The organism is Oceanobacillus senegalensis (assembly GCF_900176885.1).
Lineage (GTDB): Bacteria > Bacillota > Bacilli > Bacillales > Amphibacillaceae > Oceanobacillus > Oceanobacillus senegalensis.
This window is the reverse complement of sequence record NZ_LT839648.1, coordinates 2,403,921-2,421,565: the sequence shown is the minus strand read 5'-3', so window position 1 is coordinate 2,421,565 and position 17,645 is coordinate 2,403,921. Positions and strand designations below refer to the sequence as shown.

18 protein-coding genes are annotated in these 17,645 nt (G+C 36.7%); 15 read left to right on the top strand and 3 right to left on the bottom strand.

Going from position 1 to position 17,645, the window contains the following annotated elements:
* The first annotated feature begins 268 nt into the window (after positions 1-268).
* The 11 genes from CAO17_RS11765 (at position 269) to CAO17_RS11715 (ending at position 12,601) form a co-directional block, all read left to right on the top strand.
* Positions 269-1,465 (top strand): NupC/NupG family nucleoside CNT transporter, encoded by a 1,197-nt coding sequence (locus CAO17_RS11765; RefSeq protein WP_085992943.1) that lies wholly within the window; start codon positions 269-271, stop codon positions 1,463-1,465.
* A gap of 99 nt (positions 1,466-1,564) precedes the next feature.
* Positions 1,565-2,866 carry a pyrimidine-nucleoside phosphorylase gene (locus CAO17_RS11760; protein WP_085992942.1) on the top strand — a complete coding sequence of 434 codons (1,302 nt, stop codon included), beginning with the start codon at positions 1,565-1,567 and terminating at the stop codon, positions 2,864-2,866.
* 224 nt (positions 2,867-3,090) lie between these two features.
* Positions 3,091-4,272 (top strand): phosphopentomutase, encoded by a 1,182-nt coding sequence (gene deoB / locus CAO17_RS11755; RefSeq protein WP_085992941.1) that lies wholly within the window; start codon positions 3,091-3,093, stop codon positions 4,270-4,272.
* A 46-nt stretch (positions 4,273-4,318) separates the two neighbouring features.
* On the top strand, positions 4,319-5,140 hold the full coding sequence (locus CAO17_RS11750) for a purine-nucleoside phosphorylase (protein WP_085992940.1): 822 nt from the start codon (positions 4,319-4,321) through the stop codon (positions 5,138-5,140).
* 31 nt (positions 5,141-5,171) lie between these two features.
* Complete coding sequence (locus tag CAO17_RS11745; RefSeq protein WP_085992939.1) at positions 5,172-5,570, top strand: cytidine deaminase; 399 nt, start codon at positions 5,172-5,174, stop codon at positions 5,568-5,570.
* Positions 5,571-5,633: 63 nt separating this feature from the next.
* The gene (deoC, locus tag CAO17_RS11740) at positions 5,634-6,308 is read left to right on the top strand and encodes a deoxyribose-phosphate aldolase (RefSeq protein ID WP_085992938.1); all 675 of its coding nucleotides are present in this window, start codon (positions 5,634-5,636) and stop codon (positions 6,306-6,308) included.
* A gap of 98 nt (positions 6,309-6,406) precedes the next feature.
* A complete protein-coding gene (locus CAO17_RS11735) occupies positions 6,407-7,705 on the top strand; it encodes an NCS2 family permease (RefSeq protein ID WP_245831833.1) in 1,299 nt (432 codons plus the stop codon).
* Between the two features lie 496 nt (positions 7,706-8,201).
* Positions 8,202-8,837 carry a YczE/YyaS/YitT family protein gene (locus CAO17_RS11730; protein ID WP_143833751.1) on the top strand — a complete coding sequence of 212 codons (636 nt, stop codon included), beginning with the start codon at positions 8,202-8,204 and terminating at the stop codon, positions 8,835-8,837.
* A gap of 114 nt (positions 8,838-8,951) precedes the next feature.
* Positions 8,952-9,905 (top strand): cation diffusion facilitator family transporter, encoded by a 954-nt coding sequence (locus CAO17_RS11725; protein ID WP_143833750.1) that lies wholly within the window; start codon positions 8,952-8,954, stop codon positions 9,903-9,905.
* 266 nt (positions 9,906-10,171) lie between these two features.
* Positions 10,172-10,852, top strand: coding sequence for a hypothetical protein (locus CAO17_RS11720; protein WP_085992936.1), 681 nt, complete (start codon positions 10,172-10,174; stop codon positions 10,850-10,852).
* 288 nt (positions 10,853-11,140) lie between these two features.
* Positions 11,141-12,601, top strand: a complete 1,461-nt coding sequence (locus CAO17_RS11715; protein WP_085992935.1) for a SulP family inorganic anion transporter — start codon at positions 11,141-11,143, stop codon at positions 12,599-12,601.
* Positions 12,602-12,764: 163 nt separating this feature from the next.
* Here the strand turns inward: CAO17_RS11715 and CAO17_RS11710 are convergent, their stop codons facing one another.
* Positions 12,765-13,877, bottom strand: a complete 1,113-nt coding sequence (locus CAO17_RS11710; protein ID WP_085992934.1) for an NAD(P)/FAD-dependent oxidoreductase — start codon at positions 13,875-13,877, stop codon at positions 12,765-12,767.
* A gap of 325 nt (positions 13,878-14,202) precedes the next feature.
* Here CAO17_RS11710 and CAO17_RS11705 point away from each other — a divergent pair, with 325 nt between their 5' ends.
* The 3 genes from CAO17_RS11705 (at position 14,203) to CAO17_RS11695 (ending at position 16,088) form a co-directional block, all read left to right on the top strand.
* Positions 14,203-14,748, top strand: coding sequence for a hypothetical protein (locus CAO17_RS11705; RefSeq protein WP_085992933.1), 546 nt, complete (start codon positions 14,203-14,205; stop codon positions 14,746-14,748).
* 91 nt (positions 14,749-14,839) lie between these two features.
* Positions 14,840-15,769 (top strand): manganese-dependent inorganic pyrophosphatase, encoded by a 930-nt coding sequence (locus tag CAO17_RS11700; protein ID WP_085992932.1) that lies wholly within the window; start codon positions 14,840-14,842, stop codon positions 15,767-15,769.
* 166 nt (positions 15,770-15,935) lie between these two features.
* Complete coding sequence (locus CAO17_RS11695) at positions 15,936-16,088, top strand: small acid-soluble spore protein P (RefSeq protein WP_085992931.1); 153 nt, start codon at positions 15,936-15,938, stop codon at positions 16,086-16,088.
* Between the two features lie 68 nt (positions 16,089-16,156).
* Here CAO17_RS11695 and yidC read toward each other — a convergent pair whose 3' ends face one another.
* Both yidC and CAO17_RS11685 read right to left on the bottom strand, forming a co-directional pair.
* A complete protein-coding gene (gene yidC / locus CAO17_RS11690; protein ID WP_085992930.1) occupies positions 16,157-16,945 on the bottom strand; it encodes a membrane protein insertase YidC in 789 nt (262 codons plus the stop codon).
* The gene (locus CAO17_RS11685) at positions 16,894-17,256 is read right to left on the bottom strand and encodes a hypothetical protein (protein WP_085992929.1); all 363 of its coding nucleotides are present in this window, start codon (positions 17,254-17,256) and stop codon (positions 16,894-16,896) included. The genes yidC and CAO17_RS11685 overlap by 52 nt, the downstream gene beginning before the upstream one ends.
* Positions 17,257-17,495: 239 nt before the next feature.
* Between CAO17_RS11685 and CAO17_RS22110 the strand changes: the two genes are divergently transcribed.
* Entirely contained in the window at positions 17,496-17,597 is a 102-nt protein-coding gene (locus CAO17_RS22110; protein WP_425435911.1) for a DUF4260 family protein, read from the top strand.
* Positions 17,598-17,645: the final 48 nt, after the last annotated feature.

The following is a 17,645-nucleotide window of genomic DNA, read 5'->3' as shown; positions in this document are numbered from 1 at the left end:
TTAGTTGAGAATATTCAATATGATCTCCCATAAATTTCAGGATGTTCACAATTTCTGTAGAAAAGTATTGACTTGTAGGACGTCTAACCTTAGAATAAGGTTGTAAATAATTGAAAAGGGTTACAACATGTTATAGTTGTTGGACGTCCTATCAATTTGAGTGAGTTTTTCGAAAATGGAGATGCTGGTTGGGCGTATAAATTCCCTTCACACATTCGTATTTTCGGACTTATACAGAATAAATCACGAAAGGTGAGAGTGAATAGACATGAATATCTTATGGGGGATATTTGGAATTTTCGTAGTTTTGGGGATTGCATTTCTTTTTTCGAGTCAAAAGAAGGCGATTAAGTTAAGAACCGTTTACGGGGGATTAGCTATTCAAATCATTTTTGCATTCATTGTGTTGAAATGGGAGACAGGAAAGGAAGCTTTACAATGGTTTACATTAAGGGTTCAGGACATCATAAATTATGCGAATGAAGGGATTAGCTTTTTATTCGGTTCTCTAGCAGATAGTGATCAATTTGGTTCTATTTTTGCTTTTCATGTTCTACCAGTTATTATCTTCTTCTCCTCTTTGATTTCGGTATTATATTATCTAGGTATTATGCAATGGTTTATCAAGATTATCGGTGGTGGGCTAGCTAAATTACTAGGCACGAGTAAAACCGAATCCATGTCCGCAGCTGCTAACATTTTTGTTGGACAAACCGAGGCCCCACTTGTTGTTCGACCATTTTTAGATAAAATGACGCAGTCAGAATTATTTGCTGTAATGACTGGTGGACTAGCATCTGTTGCAGGTTCTGTCTTAATTGGTTATTCCTTATTAGGGGTTCCGCTTGAATATTTATTAGCAGCAAGCTTTATGGCGGCACCAGCTGGATTGATTATGGCCAAGGTAATGATGCCAGAAACCGAGGAAAGTAAAGTTTCCGATGAAATTAAGCTTGAAAAGGACGAAGAAACAGTTAATGTTATTGATGCAGCTGCAAAAGGAGCATCAGACGGGTTGAAATTAGCGCTAAATGTTGGTGCGATGCTACTAGCATTTATTGCTTTAATTGCTTTGATTAATGGTGTTCTTGGAATTTTTGGAGGTATTACGTTAGAACAAATACTAGGTTACGTATTTGCACCTATAGCATTTGCTGTTGGTGTTCCATGGGAGGAAGCTATTCAAGCAGGAAGTTATATAGGACAAAAGCTTGTATTAAATGAGTTTGTTGCCTATGCATCATTTGCGCCTGAAATTGAAGTTTTATCAGAGAAAACGGTACTGGTGGTAAGTTTTGCATTATGTGGATTTGCGAACTTAAGCTCTATGGCAATTCTTCTTGGTGGTTTAGGTGGACTAGCTCCAAGTCGCCGAAGTGATATTGCTAGGCTTGGGTTAAAGGCTGTTGCAGCAGGGATGCTAGCTTCATTACTAAGTGCTTCCGTTGCAGGAATGTTCTTTTAATTGAGCTTTGGTGGATAGAATAGAGTAAATAATTTAAGACTAATATACTATTAGGTATAGGTAAAGGCATTTCCGAGGCAATAGAAAGGATGATGTATGATGAGAATGATTGATATTATTGAGAAAAAGCGTGATGGGTTTGAATTAACGAAAGAAGAAATTGATTTCGTGATTCAAGGCTATACAAATGGGGAGATTCCAGATTATCAGATGTCCGCTTTTGCTATGGCAATTTATTTTCAAGATATGACACAGGAAGAACGTGTTAATCTAACTCTGGCTATGGTTGAGTCGGGAGATCAAATTGATTTATCGGGTATAGCTGGAGTAAAAGTCGATAAGCATAGTACAGGTGGTGTTGGTGATACGACGACCCTTATTTTAGCGCCACTTGTTGCATCAGTTGGAGTACCGGTAGCAAAAATGTCGGGACGTGGTCTAGGGCATACTGGTGGTACAGTTGATAAATTAGAATCCATAAAAGGATTCCGAGTAGAATTAGATAGTAAAACATTTAATGAATTAGTAAATAAAAATAAAGTCGCTGTTGTTGGTCAAAGTGGAAACCTAACCCCGGCAGATAAAAAATTATATGGTCTTCGTGATGTAACAGCAACGGTGGATTCTATACCGCTTATTGCTAGTTCTATTATGAGTAAAAAAATTGCTTCTGGTGCAGATGCCATTGTATTAGATGTAAAAACAGGTTCTGGTGCCTTTATGAAAGATATTGAGGGAGCAAAAGAATTAGCACAAGCAATGGTACAAATTGGAAATGGTGCAGGTAGGAAAACAATTGCAGTCATATCTGATATGAATCAGCCATTAGGATATGCTATTGGAAATGCACTAGAGGTGAAAGAAGCAATTGACACATTACAAGGAAAAGGTCCAAAAGATCTTCAAGAATTATGTTTAACACTTGGTAGTCGAATGGTTTATTTGGGAGAACAAGCGGAATCTATTGAAGAAGCGAGAGAGAAATTAATCGATGTGATGAATTCTGGTAAAGCAATTGATACATTTAAAACCTTTCTTGATGCTCAGGGTGGAGATGTTTCTGTGGTTGACGATCCAAACAAACTGCCAAAAGCTGCTTATACCTTCGAAATAGAAGCAAAGCAAAGTGGATATATTTCCGAAATCACAGCAAATGAAATAGGGATTGCTGCAAGTATTTTAGGAGCAGGACGTGTTACGAAAGAATCCGAAATTGACCTTGCAGTGGGATTAGTTTTAAATAAAAAAGTCGGTGAAGCCGTACAAAAGGGCGAGTCGCTTGTTACGATTCATAGTAATCGAGAAGATGTCCAAGAGGTAGTGGATAAAATTTATCATTCATATACTATTTCTTCAGAGAAAGTGGATCAAAATCCATTAGTATATGATGTTATCTATTGAGGGGTCTAGTTTTTAGACCCTTTTTTGTATCTATAAATAAAGTAAGGGCTCAGCAGCCACCCACGGAAAGCGCAGTGTATTTCCGCACCTTTTTCGTATTAAGTTACTGCGCATTCTATATAAAACACGAAATAAAAATACCTTAAACAAAAAGGTTTTTCTAGACTTAAGAGGTTGGACGTCTTACAATATAGGTAGAGAGTTTTACAAGGAGGAACGACAATATGAACGAAAAGTTTAAACGAATATTTTTAATTGTTATGGATTCTGTTGGAATTGGTGAATCCCCTGATGCAGAAAAATTTGGCGATAAAGGTGCAGATACTTTAGGTCATATTGCAGAGCATATGAATGGTTTACACATGCCAAATATGGGATCACTTGGATTAAGTAATATTCGAGAAATAAAAGGAATTAAGCCAGCAGAAAAGGCGCTTGCTCACTATACGAAAATGCGAGAAGCTTCAGCTGGTAAGGATACGATGACAGGACATTGGGAAATTATGGGGCTGCATATTGATACACCATTCCGAACTTTTCCTGATGGATTTCCAGATAAAATCATTCATAAGTTGGAAGAAAAGACTGGTCGAAAAGTGATTGGTAACAAACCAGCATCTGGAACAGTTATCCTCGATGAATTAGGCGATGAGCATCTGAAGTCAGGAAGTTTGATTGTATACACTTCAGCAGATTCTGTGTTGCAAATTGCAGCGCATGAAGATGTGGTTCCATTAGAAGAACTTTACGGTATTTGTGAGTATGCTCGAGAATTGTTAAATGACCCTAAATATATGGTTGGACGTGTTATTGCTCGACCATTTATAGGGAAACCAGGAGCATTTGAGCGTACAGCGAACCGTCATGATTACGCACTGAAACCATTTGGACGTACTGTCATGAACGAATTAAAGGATGCTGATTACGATGTCCTTGCTATTGGAAAAATTTCTGATATTTATGATGGAGAAGGAGTAACGAAATCTTTAAGAACTGTATCTAATATGGATGGAATGGATAAGTTACTACAGACAATGGATATGGACTTTACAGGATTAAGTTTCTTAAATTTAGTTGACTTTGATGCGAAGTATGGTCATCGCCGTGATCCACAAGGGTATGGTGAAGCTTTACAGGAATATGATGCAAGATTACCAGAGGTTTTTGCCAAACTAAAAGAGGATGACTTGCTTATTATTACAGCAGATCATGGAAATGACCCAGTTCATCATGGCACTGACCATACAAGAGAATATGTTCCATTACTCATTCACCATAAAGGAATAAGGGAAGGTGTGGAATTATCTGTACGTTCAACATTTAGTGATATTGGTGAAACAGTAGCAGATAATTTTAATGTGAAAAGTCCACAAAATGGAAAAAGTTTTTTAAACGAGATAAAGTGAATTTTCAATTACAGCGAGTGAATTATGTGATAAAGGAGTAAGATAAATGAATGTGAATCAAATCAAAGAGGCTGCTATATATATTTCCGAAAAACTCAATGTCAAGCCACAGGTTGGTCTGATTTTAGGATCAGGGTTAGGGGTGTTAGCGGAAGAAATCGAGGATCCTGTAAAAATTAAATATGAAACTATTCCCGGTTTTCCGGTTTCAACGGTAGAAGGCCATGCTGGACAGCTTGTAATTGGTGAATTAAAAGGGATTACAGTACTAGCATTACAGGGTCGCTTTCATTACTATGAAGGCTATTCTCTAGAAAAAGTAACGTTCCCTGTTAGGGTGATGAAAGAATTAGGGATTGAGACCGTTGTTGTAACAAATGCTGCAGGTGGAGTGAATCAAACCTTTACACCAGGTGATTTAATGTTAATTACAGATCATATAAATAATGCTGGGGATAACCCATTAATCGGTCCCAATGATGAACGTATAGGTGTCAGATTTCCAGATATGTCCACAGCCTATACTGCTTCTTTACAGCAGCTTGTGCGAGAGGTTGCTAAAGATTTAAATATGGATTTAAAAGAGGGAGTCTACGTTTGGAATAGTGGTCCTAGCTACGAAACACCGGCTGAAATTCGCATGTTAGAAAAGTTAGGTGGGGATGCGGTGGGAATGTCAACGGTCCCTGAGGTTATTGTTGCAAGGCATGCTGAGATGGATGTTATTGGTATATCGTGTATTACCAATATGGCTGCTGGTATCTTGGATCAACCGCTCTCACATGAAGAGGTTATTGAAACAACGGAAAAAGCAAGAGAAGATTTTTTAAGTTTAGTAAAAGAAATTGTTGGAAGGTTGAAAAACTAAAGAGTAACCACTTTTCAAAGGGGGAAAACAGATGACAAATGTTAATATGTTTGAGGAAGCATTAAAAGCCAGAGATTTGGCTTACGTACCCTATTCAAAATTTAAGGTTGGGGCAGCATTACGGACGAAGGATGGGAAAGTTTATCATGGCTGTAATATTGAGAATGCAGCCTATTCCATGTGTAATTGTGCGGAGAGGACAGCATTATTTAAAGCATATTCAGAAGGGGATAAAGATTTTGATTTACTAGTTGTCGTAGCAGATACAGATCGTCCTGTACCCCCTTGTGGAGCTTGTCGTCAGGTAATTTCAGAATTATGTCCGAAAGATATGAAAATTATCTTAACGAATACTAAAAATGAACAACTAGAAACGACTGCAGAAGCATTATTACCAGGTGCATTTACTCCAGAGGATTTAGATAAGTAATCAGATGATTCTTTGAACAAAGTTGAAATGAATGATGAAATGGAAGAAGGAAAGGTGATTTAGATGGAAAATAAAAATATCGCAAAAATGATTGATCATACTGCATTAAAACCAGATACAACGAAAGAACAAATTACAAAACTTTGCCAAGAAGCGAAGGAGCACGGATTTTATTCTGTTTGTATTAATCCTGGTTGGGTCAGTGAAGCAACTATTCAGCTACAGGGGTCCGATGTAGAAGTGTGTACTGTAATTGGATTTCCGCTAGGTGCTACAACATCGAAAGTTAAAGCTTTAGAAACAACGGATGCCATTGAAAATGGTGCTACTGAAGTGGATATGGTCATCAATATCGGTAAACTAAAAGATGGTGACCTTGATTATGTAGAAAAGGATATTCAGGCAGTTGTCGATGCTGCAAAAGGGAAAGCACTTGTCAAAGTTATTATTGAAACATGCTTACTTACGGATGAGGAAAAAGAAACAGCCTGTAAGCTATCCGTTAAAGTAGGAGCTGATTATGTAAAAACATCAACAGGATTCTCCACTGGCGGCGCAACTGTTCAAGATATACAGCTTATGCGAAAAACAGTTGGTCCGGATATCGGTGTGAAAGCCTCAGGTGGTGTAAGAGATCGTGAAACAGTGCTAGCTATGGTTGAAGCAGGAGCAACTCGCATTGGAGCTAGTTCTGGTGTTGCCATCGTTTCAGGTGGAACAGGGGATAGTGCTTACTAGAACTTGCCATAGCTATTTGAATAGGATTACTATATAATATGTTTTTGGTCTATGAACGACTGGGTGGGTGAGGGATACTAAATGAAGAAGGAAATGTCGTGTTTAAAGAAAAAATAAATCAACTAACAGGAGTTTATGATAAAGGCTCAACCATTAAGCAAGAAATTCTTGCAGGTTGTGTATCCTTTTTTACAATTGTTTATATTATTGCTGTTAATTCAACCATCCTAGCAGATGCAGGAATGCCAATTGAAGCAGCAGTTTGGGCAACCATCTTAACCTCAGTTGCCGGTGGGTTGCTAATGGGGCTTTGGGGGAACTTGCCCCTTATTCTTGTTCCTGGCATGGGTGTAAATGCGATGTTTACGTATACATTCGTTCACTCAATGGGACTAAGTTGGCAGGAAGCACTTGCTGTCGTTTTTATCTCTGGGCTCCTTTTTGCAATCATAGCTTTTACTCGGTTATCAAAGGTTTTATCAACTGCTATTCCAGGATCGTTAAAGGATGCGATTAGTGTTGGTTTAGGTTTGTTTTTAGCCTTAATTGGTTTAGAAAAAAGCCAACTGATTGTCAAAGGGGAACATTCCTTAATTAGTCTAGGTGATATAAGTAGTCTTGAAGTTCTTGCCTTTTTACTAACATTCGTACTCGCAATTATTTTATTTGTACGAAATGTACCAGGGAATTTCTTAATTACGATTTTTGCTGGTACAGGGATTGCTTGGATGTTTGGGCTCGTTGACTTCAGTCAATTAAGTGCGGGTACTGAATCATCTGCGGCCTACAATTCGTTATTCGCGGGGTTATCCTTTGAAAGTATATCCTCCTTTACTTTCTGGACAGCTGTTTTTTCTCTTACAATGGTGTTAGTTTTTGAAAATATTGGCTTAATTAGTGGTCAATTATCAGAATTAAATCAGTCTGAAAAATATAGCAAAGCCTTCCGAGTTAGCTCTATTTCGGCTATCTTCAGTAGTATTTTTGGATCCAGTCCAACGGTTTCAACTGTAGAAACGGCTGCAGGAATTACAGCTGGCGGTCGAACTGGTATAACATCATTGACAAGTGGATTACTATTTTTAGTATCGATTTTCTTTATCCCTTTTGTCACAATTATACCAGGAAGTGCGATTGCACCCATTTTAATTATCATTGGGGGATTAATGCTACAAAATGTACGGAATATTAATCTCCAAGATTTATCAGAAGGAATTCCTGCATTTTTAATAATCATTATGATTCCATTCTCATACAGTATTGCAGATGGAATTGCATTTGGTTTCATTGCTTATCCAATTGTAAAAATAGTAGTTGGAAAAGCAAATCATGTTTCATTACCATTATATGTGATCGCAGGTTTATTCTTACTAAATTTCATATTGCATGGTGTTTAAAGTGGAAAAGAGGCTGGGAAAAAAGTATTTTCTCTAAGCAAAAGCCGAACGTTATTGGTGGATAAAAACCGCTGCGGAATATACTTCGCGCACCTTAGGGCGGCTGATGAGCCCCCTACGTGCTAACGCACTACGGTGTCTCACCTAGGCCTCTCATCCCGCAGGACAAGGAACGCTACTGCAGCAAAGCATCGCACGAAGAAAATTGCACTCTATTTTCGAGGAGTCTACGTATATTTCCTCCGCTAAGTAGTGCGTTGTTCGTCTTTTGAGTTAAGTATTTTAGTTATATCCCAGTCTCTTTTTAAGATATTAGGTGGTATTTTATTCGTAATCCTCATTTACTTTTCCTGATGGTATGGTTGATATAAGCCATTTTACAATGGGTATATCCTTTAATTGATTCCTATATTTGTCCTAATTAAAAATATCTTCAATTTATATAAAAATCTGCTATGATGTTAATTAGGATGTAATAGGGAAGGTGGGATAATCATTGAAGTATGTCCTACATTGGATTGTGTTTTTTGTTGGGCTTATGATTTTTAGTCTGGGAATTACAATGACTATTAATGTACAGCATTTGGGAATACACCCTTGGGATGTTTTGAATGTTGCATTATATGACAAGGTTGGTCTATCCATTGGGTCATGGGCTATTATTATTTCTGGTCTTTTAATTGTTATTTCATGGATATTGGATAAACGTTATATTAAAATTGGCACATTTTTTAATGCTGTCTTAATTGGGGTATTCGTTGATGTTTATATGTGGCTAGATTTTCTGCCAAAAGCGACTAATACTTGGACAGATGTAGTCGTAATTCTAATTGGTATTATCGTTATGGGCGTTGGCGGTGGTATTTACAATGCGGCTGGAGTTGGGTCGGGACCAAGGGATGGCTTTATGCTATCCATTTCCGATAAGACTGGTCAGTCAATTGGTCGAATACGTATTATCACTGAAAGCCTTGTTCTAGTAATTGGACTATTGCTTGGTGGCCCAGTCTTTGTCGTTACATTTATTTTTACGTTTATTCAAAGTCCAATCTTTCAATGGTCTTATTTGAAATTCGGAAATATGATTTCAAAAATTGATAAAAATTATTTAGAGAAACGCGCCGTATCATAAGTTTTAATCGGCCGCTTATGCTTTCGTTTGCTCCAGCTGTAGCTGGAGTTTTTTTTAGATAAATAGAACAAATCATTTTAGGGAATAATTAAAATGATTTGGAGGGATGATTGTATGGGCTTTATCGAAGCATTAAAAAAAGGGAATACCTCTTCAGGTGTGGCTGCACTGGGAAACACCGCGCTAGCAGGGGGAAAAGGGCTTGCAGCTGTGTTTAGTGGAAGTGGTACGATGTTTGCATCATCTATGCACTCGTTAGCAGATGCAGTTAATCAGGGTTTTGTTTATTTTGGAAGTGTACTAGCTGAAAGACCAGCTTCTGAAAAATTCCCGACCGGATTTGGTCGTGTTATTAATATTTTCTGCATGGTTGCTGTAATCGTTGTTACTATCATGGCCTATGAAACGATAAAAGAAGGATGGCATTTGCTCGTGGAACCAAAAGAATCGGAAGGATTTTGGGTGAACATGATAGTTTTAATTGCAGCATTTGTAGTTGATGGTGCGATTTTATTAAAAGCCATGAAGGAAATCGCTAAAGAAACTAGTGCGGATAAATCTGAGGGGGTTATTAAGAGTGCTTTCACCAATGTGAAGAATGCAGCCCCAGCAACACGTCTCGTTTTTTATGAGGATTTAGTTGCCACATCCAGTGCAGTGTTAGCCATTATTGGAATTCTATTAGCACAGTTTTTTGGTGTTTTAAGGGCAGATGGAGTTGCATCTATTATTATTGGACTTTTAATGCTATTTGTTGCCTTTCGTGTAGGATATGACAACATGATTGGGTTGATTGGTGTATCTGCTCCAGCGGAAGTTAAAGATAAAATTACAAAGTTATTACTTGAACGGGAAGAAGTGGTGGATATTGAGCATATTCGAATGATACAGGAAGGTAGACTTTATCATGTGGAGGGTTCCATTGAATTGAAGAAGGGGATTACTTTAACGGAAGCGGATGACATCAAATATAAAATGAAAGAACTATTATTAAGACAACCCGAAGTGGCAGATGTCATCCTAGCTACGATTGAAGATGAAGGTGTATTGGATAAGCAAGAGAAATAGCTTATAGCTTAAAAAATCACTTATGAAATCATTATAAGTGATTTTTTTATTTAATTTGGCCATCTTGACAATGGAGGTCAATCAAAAAATTAACATAATATTTATCGAAAATAAAATATAGTTTGTGTCTCACATCAAAAATCTAGAAATCATTAAGAAAAATTCAATTATTAGGTATATGAGAACCTCTAAAAAAAATTTTTGGATTCTGGTACGTTTTGGAATAATTTGCTAGAATAATAAAAACGATTGAAGGAGGTAAAATGATGATAGGAAGAAAAATGGATGATATCCTTTACATCCCTAGTCAAACACAGAAAGAATTATTTGTTATTTTAGATGAGATTTTTGAATTTGGAACGCATTATTATCGTAAAAAAATGGTCCAACAAGTTGAAAAAATGATTTTGAAAATGGATTTAGGTGACAGAGAGCAAGAAAATCAAACATTTTCACAACTCGTATATTGGGTCATTTTTTGCTGTCCATTTGGAATAGAAAATATAACCATTTACCAGCATTATTTACTTAGAAATAAGTTAAAGCTTCGCCGGAAAAATAGTGAGATTCAACTTGTTCTAGCCAAATGGCGGTGTTTAAATCCCGGATTCTACCTTGTTATAAAGAGTGATAGCTTACGTGGCCAAGTTTTGATTGTTCGGGATATCTTTGAAGGGAATCCTAAATGTGTTTGCCTATTTCATAAAAATCGCCAAGTCTTAAAACATGGAGATTTAATTACAGGGATGATGCTACCGATAGGGAATCATACATATACGGCATTAAACGGTCTCATTCAAGTGCCGAGTGAATCGGCGAATAGAATTACGCGTAACATTATTCCTTATTTTGAACAGGAAGCATCCTCTAGAGACTATCAATTTAATCCACATCTATATCCATCCTTACTTCACATTACACTTCAGGAAATGGAAAGAATAAAATGATTTCATCTTCCTCAAAACGCCAACAAGAAGTGGAAAAGGTTATTCAGTCTATTTCAAATGGTAAAATACGGATTATTTTCATGCAATGTAATGGAAAAGTTACCTCATAATCGTCTTTTTATATATTTGTATTGAAAAATAAAGCAAACGAAAGATATTAAGAGGAAATTTCAATTGTTGGCGTTTTCTTGATGCTTGCAAATTTCTATGGATATGATATGATGCGTAGGTCTTTGACGGAAAAAGCTAATAGCCAGCTTAAAAAATCTAATAGAAAGAGGGAAGCATTTGAAAACAGAACAGTTGAAGCAAGAGTGGTTTGGCAATGTTAAAGGAGACATACTTGCAGGTCTTGTCGTTGCGTTAGCGTTAATTCCTGAGGCCATTGCTTTTGCAATTATTGCTGGTGTCGATCCGATGGTAGGTTTGTATGCATCATTTTGTATCGCGGTTGTTATTGCCTTTGTTGGTGGTCGACCAGGTATGATTTCTGCAGCAACTGGAGCTACGGCAATGTTGATGGTCACACTAGTAGCAGATCATGGTCTACAGTATTTATTAGCAGCAACGATATTTGCAGGTATTCTGCAAATATTATTCGGTGTCTTTAAATTAGCTAATTTAATCAAATTTGTACCGCGCTCAGTGATGGTTGGATTTGTGAATGCATTAGCTGTCGTTATTTTTACTGCCCAGCTTACCCATTTTGTTGGTGAGACATGGGTAATGTATGCTCTAGTAGCATTAACATTAGTCATTATATATTTATTTCCCAAAATCACTACTGCTGTACCGTCTACACTTGTGGCGATAATCATAGTTACAGCAATTGCGATTTTTGGTGGACTTGGAGTAAAAACGGTTGGTGATCTAGGTTCTATTACACAACAATTACCAGTATTTTTGATTCCAGATATTCCATTAAACTTGGAAACTCTTATGATTATTTTTCCATACTCTTTATCACTTGCCATTGTTGGTTTACTAGAATCATTATTAACGGCAAATATTGTAGATGATATGACAGATACAGAGAGTGATAAAAACAAAGAGTCACGTGGACAAGGAATTGCCAATATCGTGTCCGGATTCTTTGGAGGTATGGCAGGATGTGCAATGATTGGTCAATCCGTAATCAACGTGAAATCTGGTGGAAGAGGACGTTTATCGGCGTTAGTGGCTGGTGTGTTTTTAATGTTCCTAATTGTTGTTTTAGGTGATTTAGTTGTTCAAATTCCGATGGCAGCATTAGTTGGTGTGATGTTCATGGTATCCATCAGTACATTTGATTGGTCATCAATAAAAACATTACACAAGATTCCACGTACAGATGCGGTTGTTATGGTTGTAACGGTAGCTATCGTGCTAGCAACAAATGATTTATCTAAAGGCGTACTAGCAGGTGTACTACTAAGTGCTATCTTTTTTGCGGCTAAGATTTCTAAGGTAAAGGTTACAGAATCATTAGATATGCGTAATCAAAAACGTATTTACAAAATAGAAGGTCAACTATTCTTTGCATCTGTAAATGATTTACCTAAGAAATTCAACTTTGCCGATACGGTGAAAGAGGTTGAAATTGATTTAACCGAAGCACATTTATGGGATGATTCCGCTATAGGCTTTTTAGATAAAATTGAAATGAAATTTGAGCAGAATGGTATAAATGTTAGTTATAGTGGATTAAATGCGGAAAGTAAACAACTGAAAAACAAAATCGGTGGGCTGACAAAAGCTTCCGGTCATTAATGGTTGAAAGACTGTCCTTCCATTGGGCAGTCTTTTTTTGATCTATAAATAATGTAGGAGGGGGAGATTATCGGAATTGAGCAAAGCTTTATCGGATTTCATGGTCTTTTTGTCTACCCATGTAGAAAGCCTAAGGGTCACCATTAATCCCATAGGCCCGCCCTTATTTTAAGGCTCCTTCAACAGGATAGTCTTCTAAGTTAATGTCAAGCTCTTTTCCCAATGCAAGATTAGCTAATTGTTGACCAACATATGGGCCAGTGGTTAAACCGGATGACCCAAGTCCATTTGCTAATAGCAGGTTGCTAAACCCTGGAAGTTCCCCAATTACCGGTAGAAACCCTGGTGTGAATGGTCTAAAACCAACTCTAGCTTCAAGAATGCTACTATCGCGAAGTCCAGGTGCCACATCTATAATCTTTGATAAGATGTCATACATTGCACCCACAGTGTTTCGATGGTCGAAACCGACATTGTCCTCGTGTGTGCTTCCGAGAACTAAATGATCATCAAAAGATAAAATATATTGATTAGTGGGTGGCATGACCACAGGCCATTTTGATGTATCTACATTAGGGATTTTAACATGAAGAATTTGCCCTTTTTGTGGTATAACATCAAATTCTACATTCAAAGGTTTAAGAAGCTCATTCATCCATGCGCCAGTTGTTGCAATAATTTGATCTGCTTCGTACATGTCTTTTCCAACTTTTACACCAGTTATGTAATCACCACTATGAAGGAGTGTAGCATTGCCATGAATTTGTGTTGCTCCATGTTTCATGGCACCACGAAGTAAAGCATTACGTATTTTTTTACCATTTACTCTAGCTCCACCACTAATATGAACAGCGCGGTATCCATTCGATAAAAGAGGGAACATTTCTTTTGTTTCTGTTTCATCTAGAATAGAGACTTCTCCGATTTCCGGTGCATCCTCCCTGCGTTTTATAGCACGTTCTTTCATACCGATTAGTTTTTTTTCATCTGTATGTAGACTAATCGCACCAACCTGGGCATATCCTGTGTCTGTTTCACCGTCTCCTCTAAGTGCTTTTACTAGTTGAGGATAGATTTTAGCTCCCCCTTTGGCTAACTGATACCATGCTTTGTTTCGACGCTGTGAAATCCATGGACAAATCATTCCTGCTGCTGCTTCAGTAGCTTGCCCTTCCTCATGACGGTCGACAATAATGACTTCTGCTCCGCTTTTTGCTAAATAGTAAGAAGTACTAGCACCTAAAATTCCCGTTCCAATTACGATATATTTTTTCATTACTACTCACACTCTTTTTCCGTATGTATTTATCCTTTATAAATTCCAATTATAACTATAAAAATAATCAAAGGAAATGTAAAATGATAGGTAAGAGAGGAAGGCTATTTTTTAAAGAATTGTTGTTTATAAATTTACAGAATGCGAAATAACTTGATGCAGATGTGCGTATTGATTTCCGCACCGGACAGTCGCTTTCTAAGGGAACGGTGTAGACAAGTTATTACGCACAATTCTTATAAATGCGTACGAAACAACAAAATATTAAAAAGAGCCAAGATACAAAAGGGGGAGAGAAGTTATTTTACAGAAAAATATAATAAGAATGGTTTTATTTTATGGTGGAATCGTTGTGATAATCCTTGGTTGTATTACTTCTTATATCAATGCAGAAAGTATTCATCATGTTGGTCCTTATGGAGAAGAAACCATATTTGAATGGCGCTTTTTCTTTTCATCCATTACTCAATATATTTTCCATGGTTTCATTCTAATTGGTTTTTCTGAACTACTAAAGCTATTAGAAGGATTAAATCACAGAAAAATCCAGGTAAATATACCGGAGTCAACAAATGATGAAATAAGTTCTACTTCGGTACCCTTTTCCAATTCAGTTGGAGACATTCCAATTCATGAATCATGGACAGTTGATTTAAAGGATCAGGAAAAGGTGAATGAACTATTTTCTGATCAAGCCATCTTGGAGATTAGTGCTTCAGGTTGTAAGGGATATTGCATTGTTAAGGTTCAGGATTTCGATGGGCCATTACAGCCCGAATTAAAGGTCGTAGATGTTCGAGGGGATGTTGCAGAAGAGATTAGAAATACGGAAGTTGTAAACAAGCTATTGGCATCCTTTCGTAATCCCTAATATTGAAGATAAAATCCCATTATGATAAAATTTTTAGATGGTAATTATTATTTCTGTATAAAATAAAAAATACATAGAAGGAGAATGGAACATGGCAAAGACACTTATTTTCGGTCATAAAAATCCAGATACCGATACAATCTGCTCCGCATTAGCTTATGCAGATCTTAAAGAAAAAATCGGTGAAGAAGCAGAAGCTGCTCGTTTAGGTGAAGTGAATAAAGAAACACAATTTGCTTTAGACTATTTCAAAGTGGATGCTCCACAATTCATTGAAAAAGTAGATGAGGGAGCTAATGTTATCTTAGTTGACCATAATGAATTTCAACAAAGTGTGGATAACATTAAGGATGCTAAGATTAAAGAGGTTATTGATCATCACCGTGTGTCCAATTTTGAAACGAAGGATCCATTATTCTTCCGTGCTGAACCAGTTGGATGTACAGCGACTATTTTGAATAAAATGTATAAGGAAAAAAATGTTGATCTTTCTAAAGAAATTGCAGGACTTTTACTTTCTGCGATTATTTCAGATTCTCTTTTACTTAAATCACCAACATGCACACAAGAAGATGTGAATGCAGCAAATGAACTTGCTAAAATTGCTGGGGTAGATTTAAATGAATATGGATTGGAAATGCTTCAAGCTGGCGCAGACCTAAGTGATAAATCTGCACTTGAGCTTGTAACGATGGATGCAAAAGAATTTAGTATGGGTTCGGCCAAAGTTGAAGTTGCGCAGGTAAACGCTGTGGATACCGGAAAGGTTTATGAAATTCAAGCGGATTTAGAAACAGAAATTAATAAAATCATTGATGAAAAAGGTTTAGATTTATTCCTATTCGTTGTAACTGACATTTTAAATAATGATTCTGAGGTATTAGCAATCGGGAATGGAAAAGATAAAGTAAATGCTGCGTATGGCGTAACATTAGATGAAAATAACCGTACTATATTAAAAGATGTTGTTTCTCGTAAAAAGCAAATCGTACCAGTACTTACAGAAGAATATACAAAATAAAGAACAAGTTACAAAAACAAGGCGAAAACTGCGTGATTACAGTTTTCGCCTTGTTCTTTATTTTTTCTATAACTATTGTAGTTCAGGATGGAGTTACTCTTCTCTATATAAAGTATAATCTATGCCTAATATCAAATACTAAAATAGGCGAAAGGAGGCATTATAAATGGGAGGAAAACCAAAAGGACCGAAGCAACAGGAACGACCTCGTTTGCCACAAAGTCCACAGCAACCACATGGTGAACCATTAAGCGGTTCAAAGAAAGTAAAAAATGCGAACCATTCAAGACAAAAGCATAATCCGCATCATGATATGTAGTGAGATTAAACAAGTATAGTATATAAAAAACACTTCCATTATGAAAAGTGGAAGTGTTTTTCTATGGATTACATAACCGGATAGATTTTCCGGGAAATGAACGTTTGGATAATCATAAACAACCCACCAACAGCCCAATAAAGAGGGAGTGCTGAAGGGGCGGATAGGGATATGACACCAATCATGATTGGGGAGATTAATCCCATCATGGCCATTTGTTGTTTCGTTTTCGGATCCATTCCTCTTAAGGAAACTCTAAATTGTACAAAGTAAATAATAACAGCAAGTATTGTCAATAAGATATCCATTTGTCCTAAATCAAACCACAGAAAAGAATGGGTAGCGATTTCTGGTGTTCGACGAATGGCGTAATAAAATGCAATTAAGATTGGAAGCTGCACAATGATTGGTAAACAACCACCGAGTGTTGCAAGTGGATTCATATGATGCTTTTGATAGAGCTGCATCATTTCCTGTTGCATTTTTGTACGCGATTCCGTATCCTTATTATCTTTATATTTTTCCTGTAATGCATCCATTTCTGGTTTGATCACCTTCATTTTTTCCTTCATATGATGACTGTTTTTCATCTGTTTAAGCATAAACGGCATTAATGCTAAACGAATTGCAATCGTAATGACAATAATGGATAGTCCATAATTGTCATGAAATATTCCAGCAATCCATATAATCAGCTGGGAAAATGGAAAGACAAAGTAATGGTCGAACCAGCCTGTTGAATTAGCGTCAATTGGTTCCATGGTTGTACCTTGGCACCCGGAAAGTATTAGTAAAAATAACATCCCTAAAATAATGCTATATTTTTTAATAAAGGTGAATACAGATGTTGATTCCATTGTTTTCCTCCTCGATTGTTTTGATTTATTAGGCTCGAGAAGGAATGTGCTTCTGTATCATCATCTGGTGCATCTATTCGTTTTGTTTTTGTTGTTATCCAGCTTCTAATTTCGGTAATCCTTGGAATGATGTCCTGTTTTGGCAAAAGCTGAATTTGAATTTCATGCCATCTTCTTATATAGACCTGGTTTTCATATGGTTGCACATTCATGTGAATTGAATCTAAATATAAAATAGACACTGCCAAACTGAGGTAAATATAAAGCGGGGAAAGGTCATTCATCATTTCGTATATGAATTCCAACAACATCTGTATTCACCTCCTATTTAAAATATTTTATAGATTACGTGTTAAAAGTTACCATTTCTTAGAAAAACCTAATACCTATCATACGTATTAATCGTATGATAGGTTTCATCTTTTAGCAATGAAAAAAGTAATTCAAATACAAAAATCAAGTTCCGAAATATTATAGAACTACTTTTGAATTAGTACGTATCATCCTATAAAGATAACGGTAGGGGGGAGAAAAGTATTTTGACTAATGAATTCATTCGATATGGGGTGCTCATATCGAAATGGATCGTTTGATTGGCTTTGGTTTACAATACGTTACTGGATTTAAGGAAACGCATCTACAAAATATCTAAAAAATAAATCACCGTCTGGATGATGCATTCACGTTTAGAAGTAGTCAT

Coding starts and splice junctions, on each gene's coding strand:
- CAO17_RS11765 (WP_085992943.1), top strand. CDS start 269: ATGAATATCTTATGGGGGATATTTGGAATTTTCGTAGTTTTGGGGATT.
- CAO17_RS11750 (WP_085992940.1), top strand. CDS start 4,319: ATGAATGTGAATCAAATCAAAGAGGCTGCTATATATATTTCCGAAAAA.
- yidC (WP_085992930.1), bottom strand. CDS start 16,945: ATGGAATCAACATCTGTATTCACCTTTATTAAAAAATATAGCATTATT.
- CAO17_RS11710 (WP_085992934.1), bottom strand. CDS start 13,877: ATGAAAAAATATATCGTAATTGGAACGGGAATTTTAGGTGCTAGTACT.
- deoC (WP_085992938.1), top strand. CDS start 5,634: ATGGAAAATAAAAATATCGCAAAAATGATTGATCATACTGCATTAAAA.
- CAO17_RS11745 (WP_085992939.1), top strand. CDS start 5,172: ATGACAAATGTTAATATGTTTGAGGAAGCATTAAAAGCCAGAGATTTG.
- CAO17_RS11685 (WP_085992929.1), bottom strand. CDS start 17,256: ATGTTGTTGGAATTCATATACGAAATGATGAATGACCTTTCCCCGCTT.
- deoB (WP_085992941.1), top strand. CDS start 3,091: ATGAACGAAAAGTTTAAACGAATATTTTTAATTGTTATGGATTCTGTT.
- CAO17_RS11700 (WP_085992932.1), top strand. CDS start 14,840: ATGGCAAAGACACTTATTTTCGGTCATAAAAATCCAGATACCGATACA.
- CAO17_RS11725 (WP_143833750.1), top strand. CDS start 8,952: ATGGGCTTTATCGAAGCATTAAAAAAAGGGAATACCTCTTCAGGTGTG.
- CAO17_RS11705 (WP_085992933.1), top strand. CDS start 14,203: ATGGTTTTATTTTATGGTGGAATCGTTGTGATAATCCTTGGTTGTATT.
- CAO17_RS11760 (WP_085992942.1), top strand. CDS start 1,565: ATGAGAATGATTGATATTATTGAGAAAAAGCGTGATGGGTTTGAATTA.
- CAO17_RS11695 (WP_085992931.1), top strand. CDS start 15,936: ATGGGAGGAAAACCAAAAGGACCGAAGCAACAGGAACGACCTCGTTTG.
- CAO17_RS11720 (WP_085992936.1), top strand. CDS start 10,172: ATGATAGGAAGAAAAATGGATGATATCCTTTACATCCCTAGTCAAACA.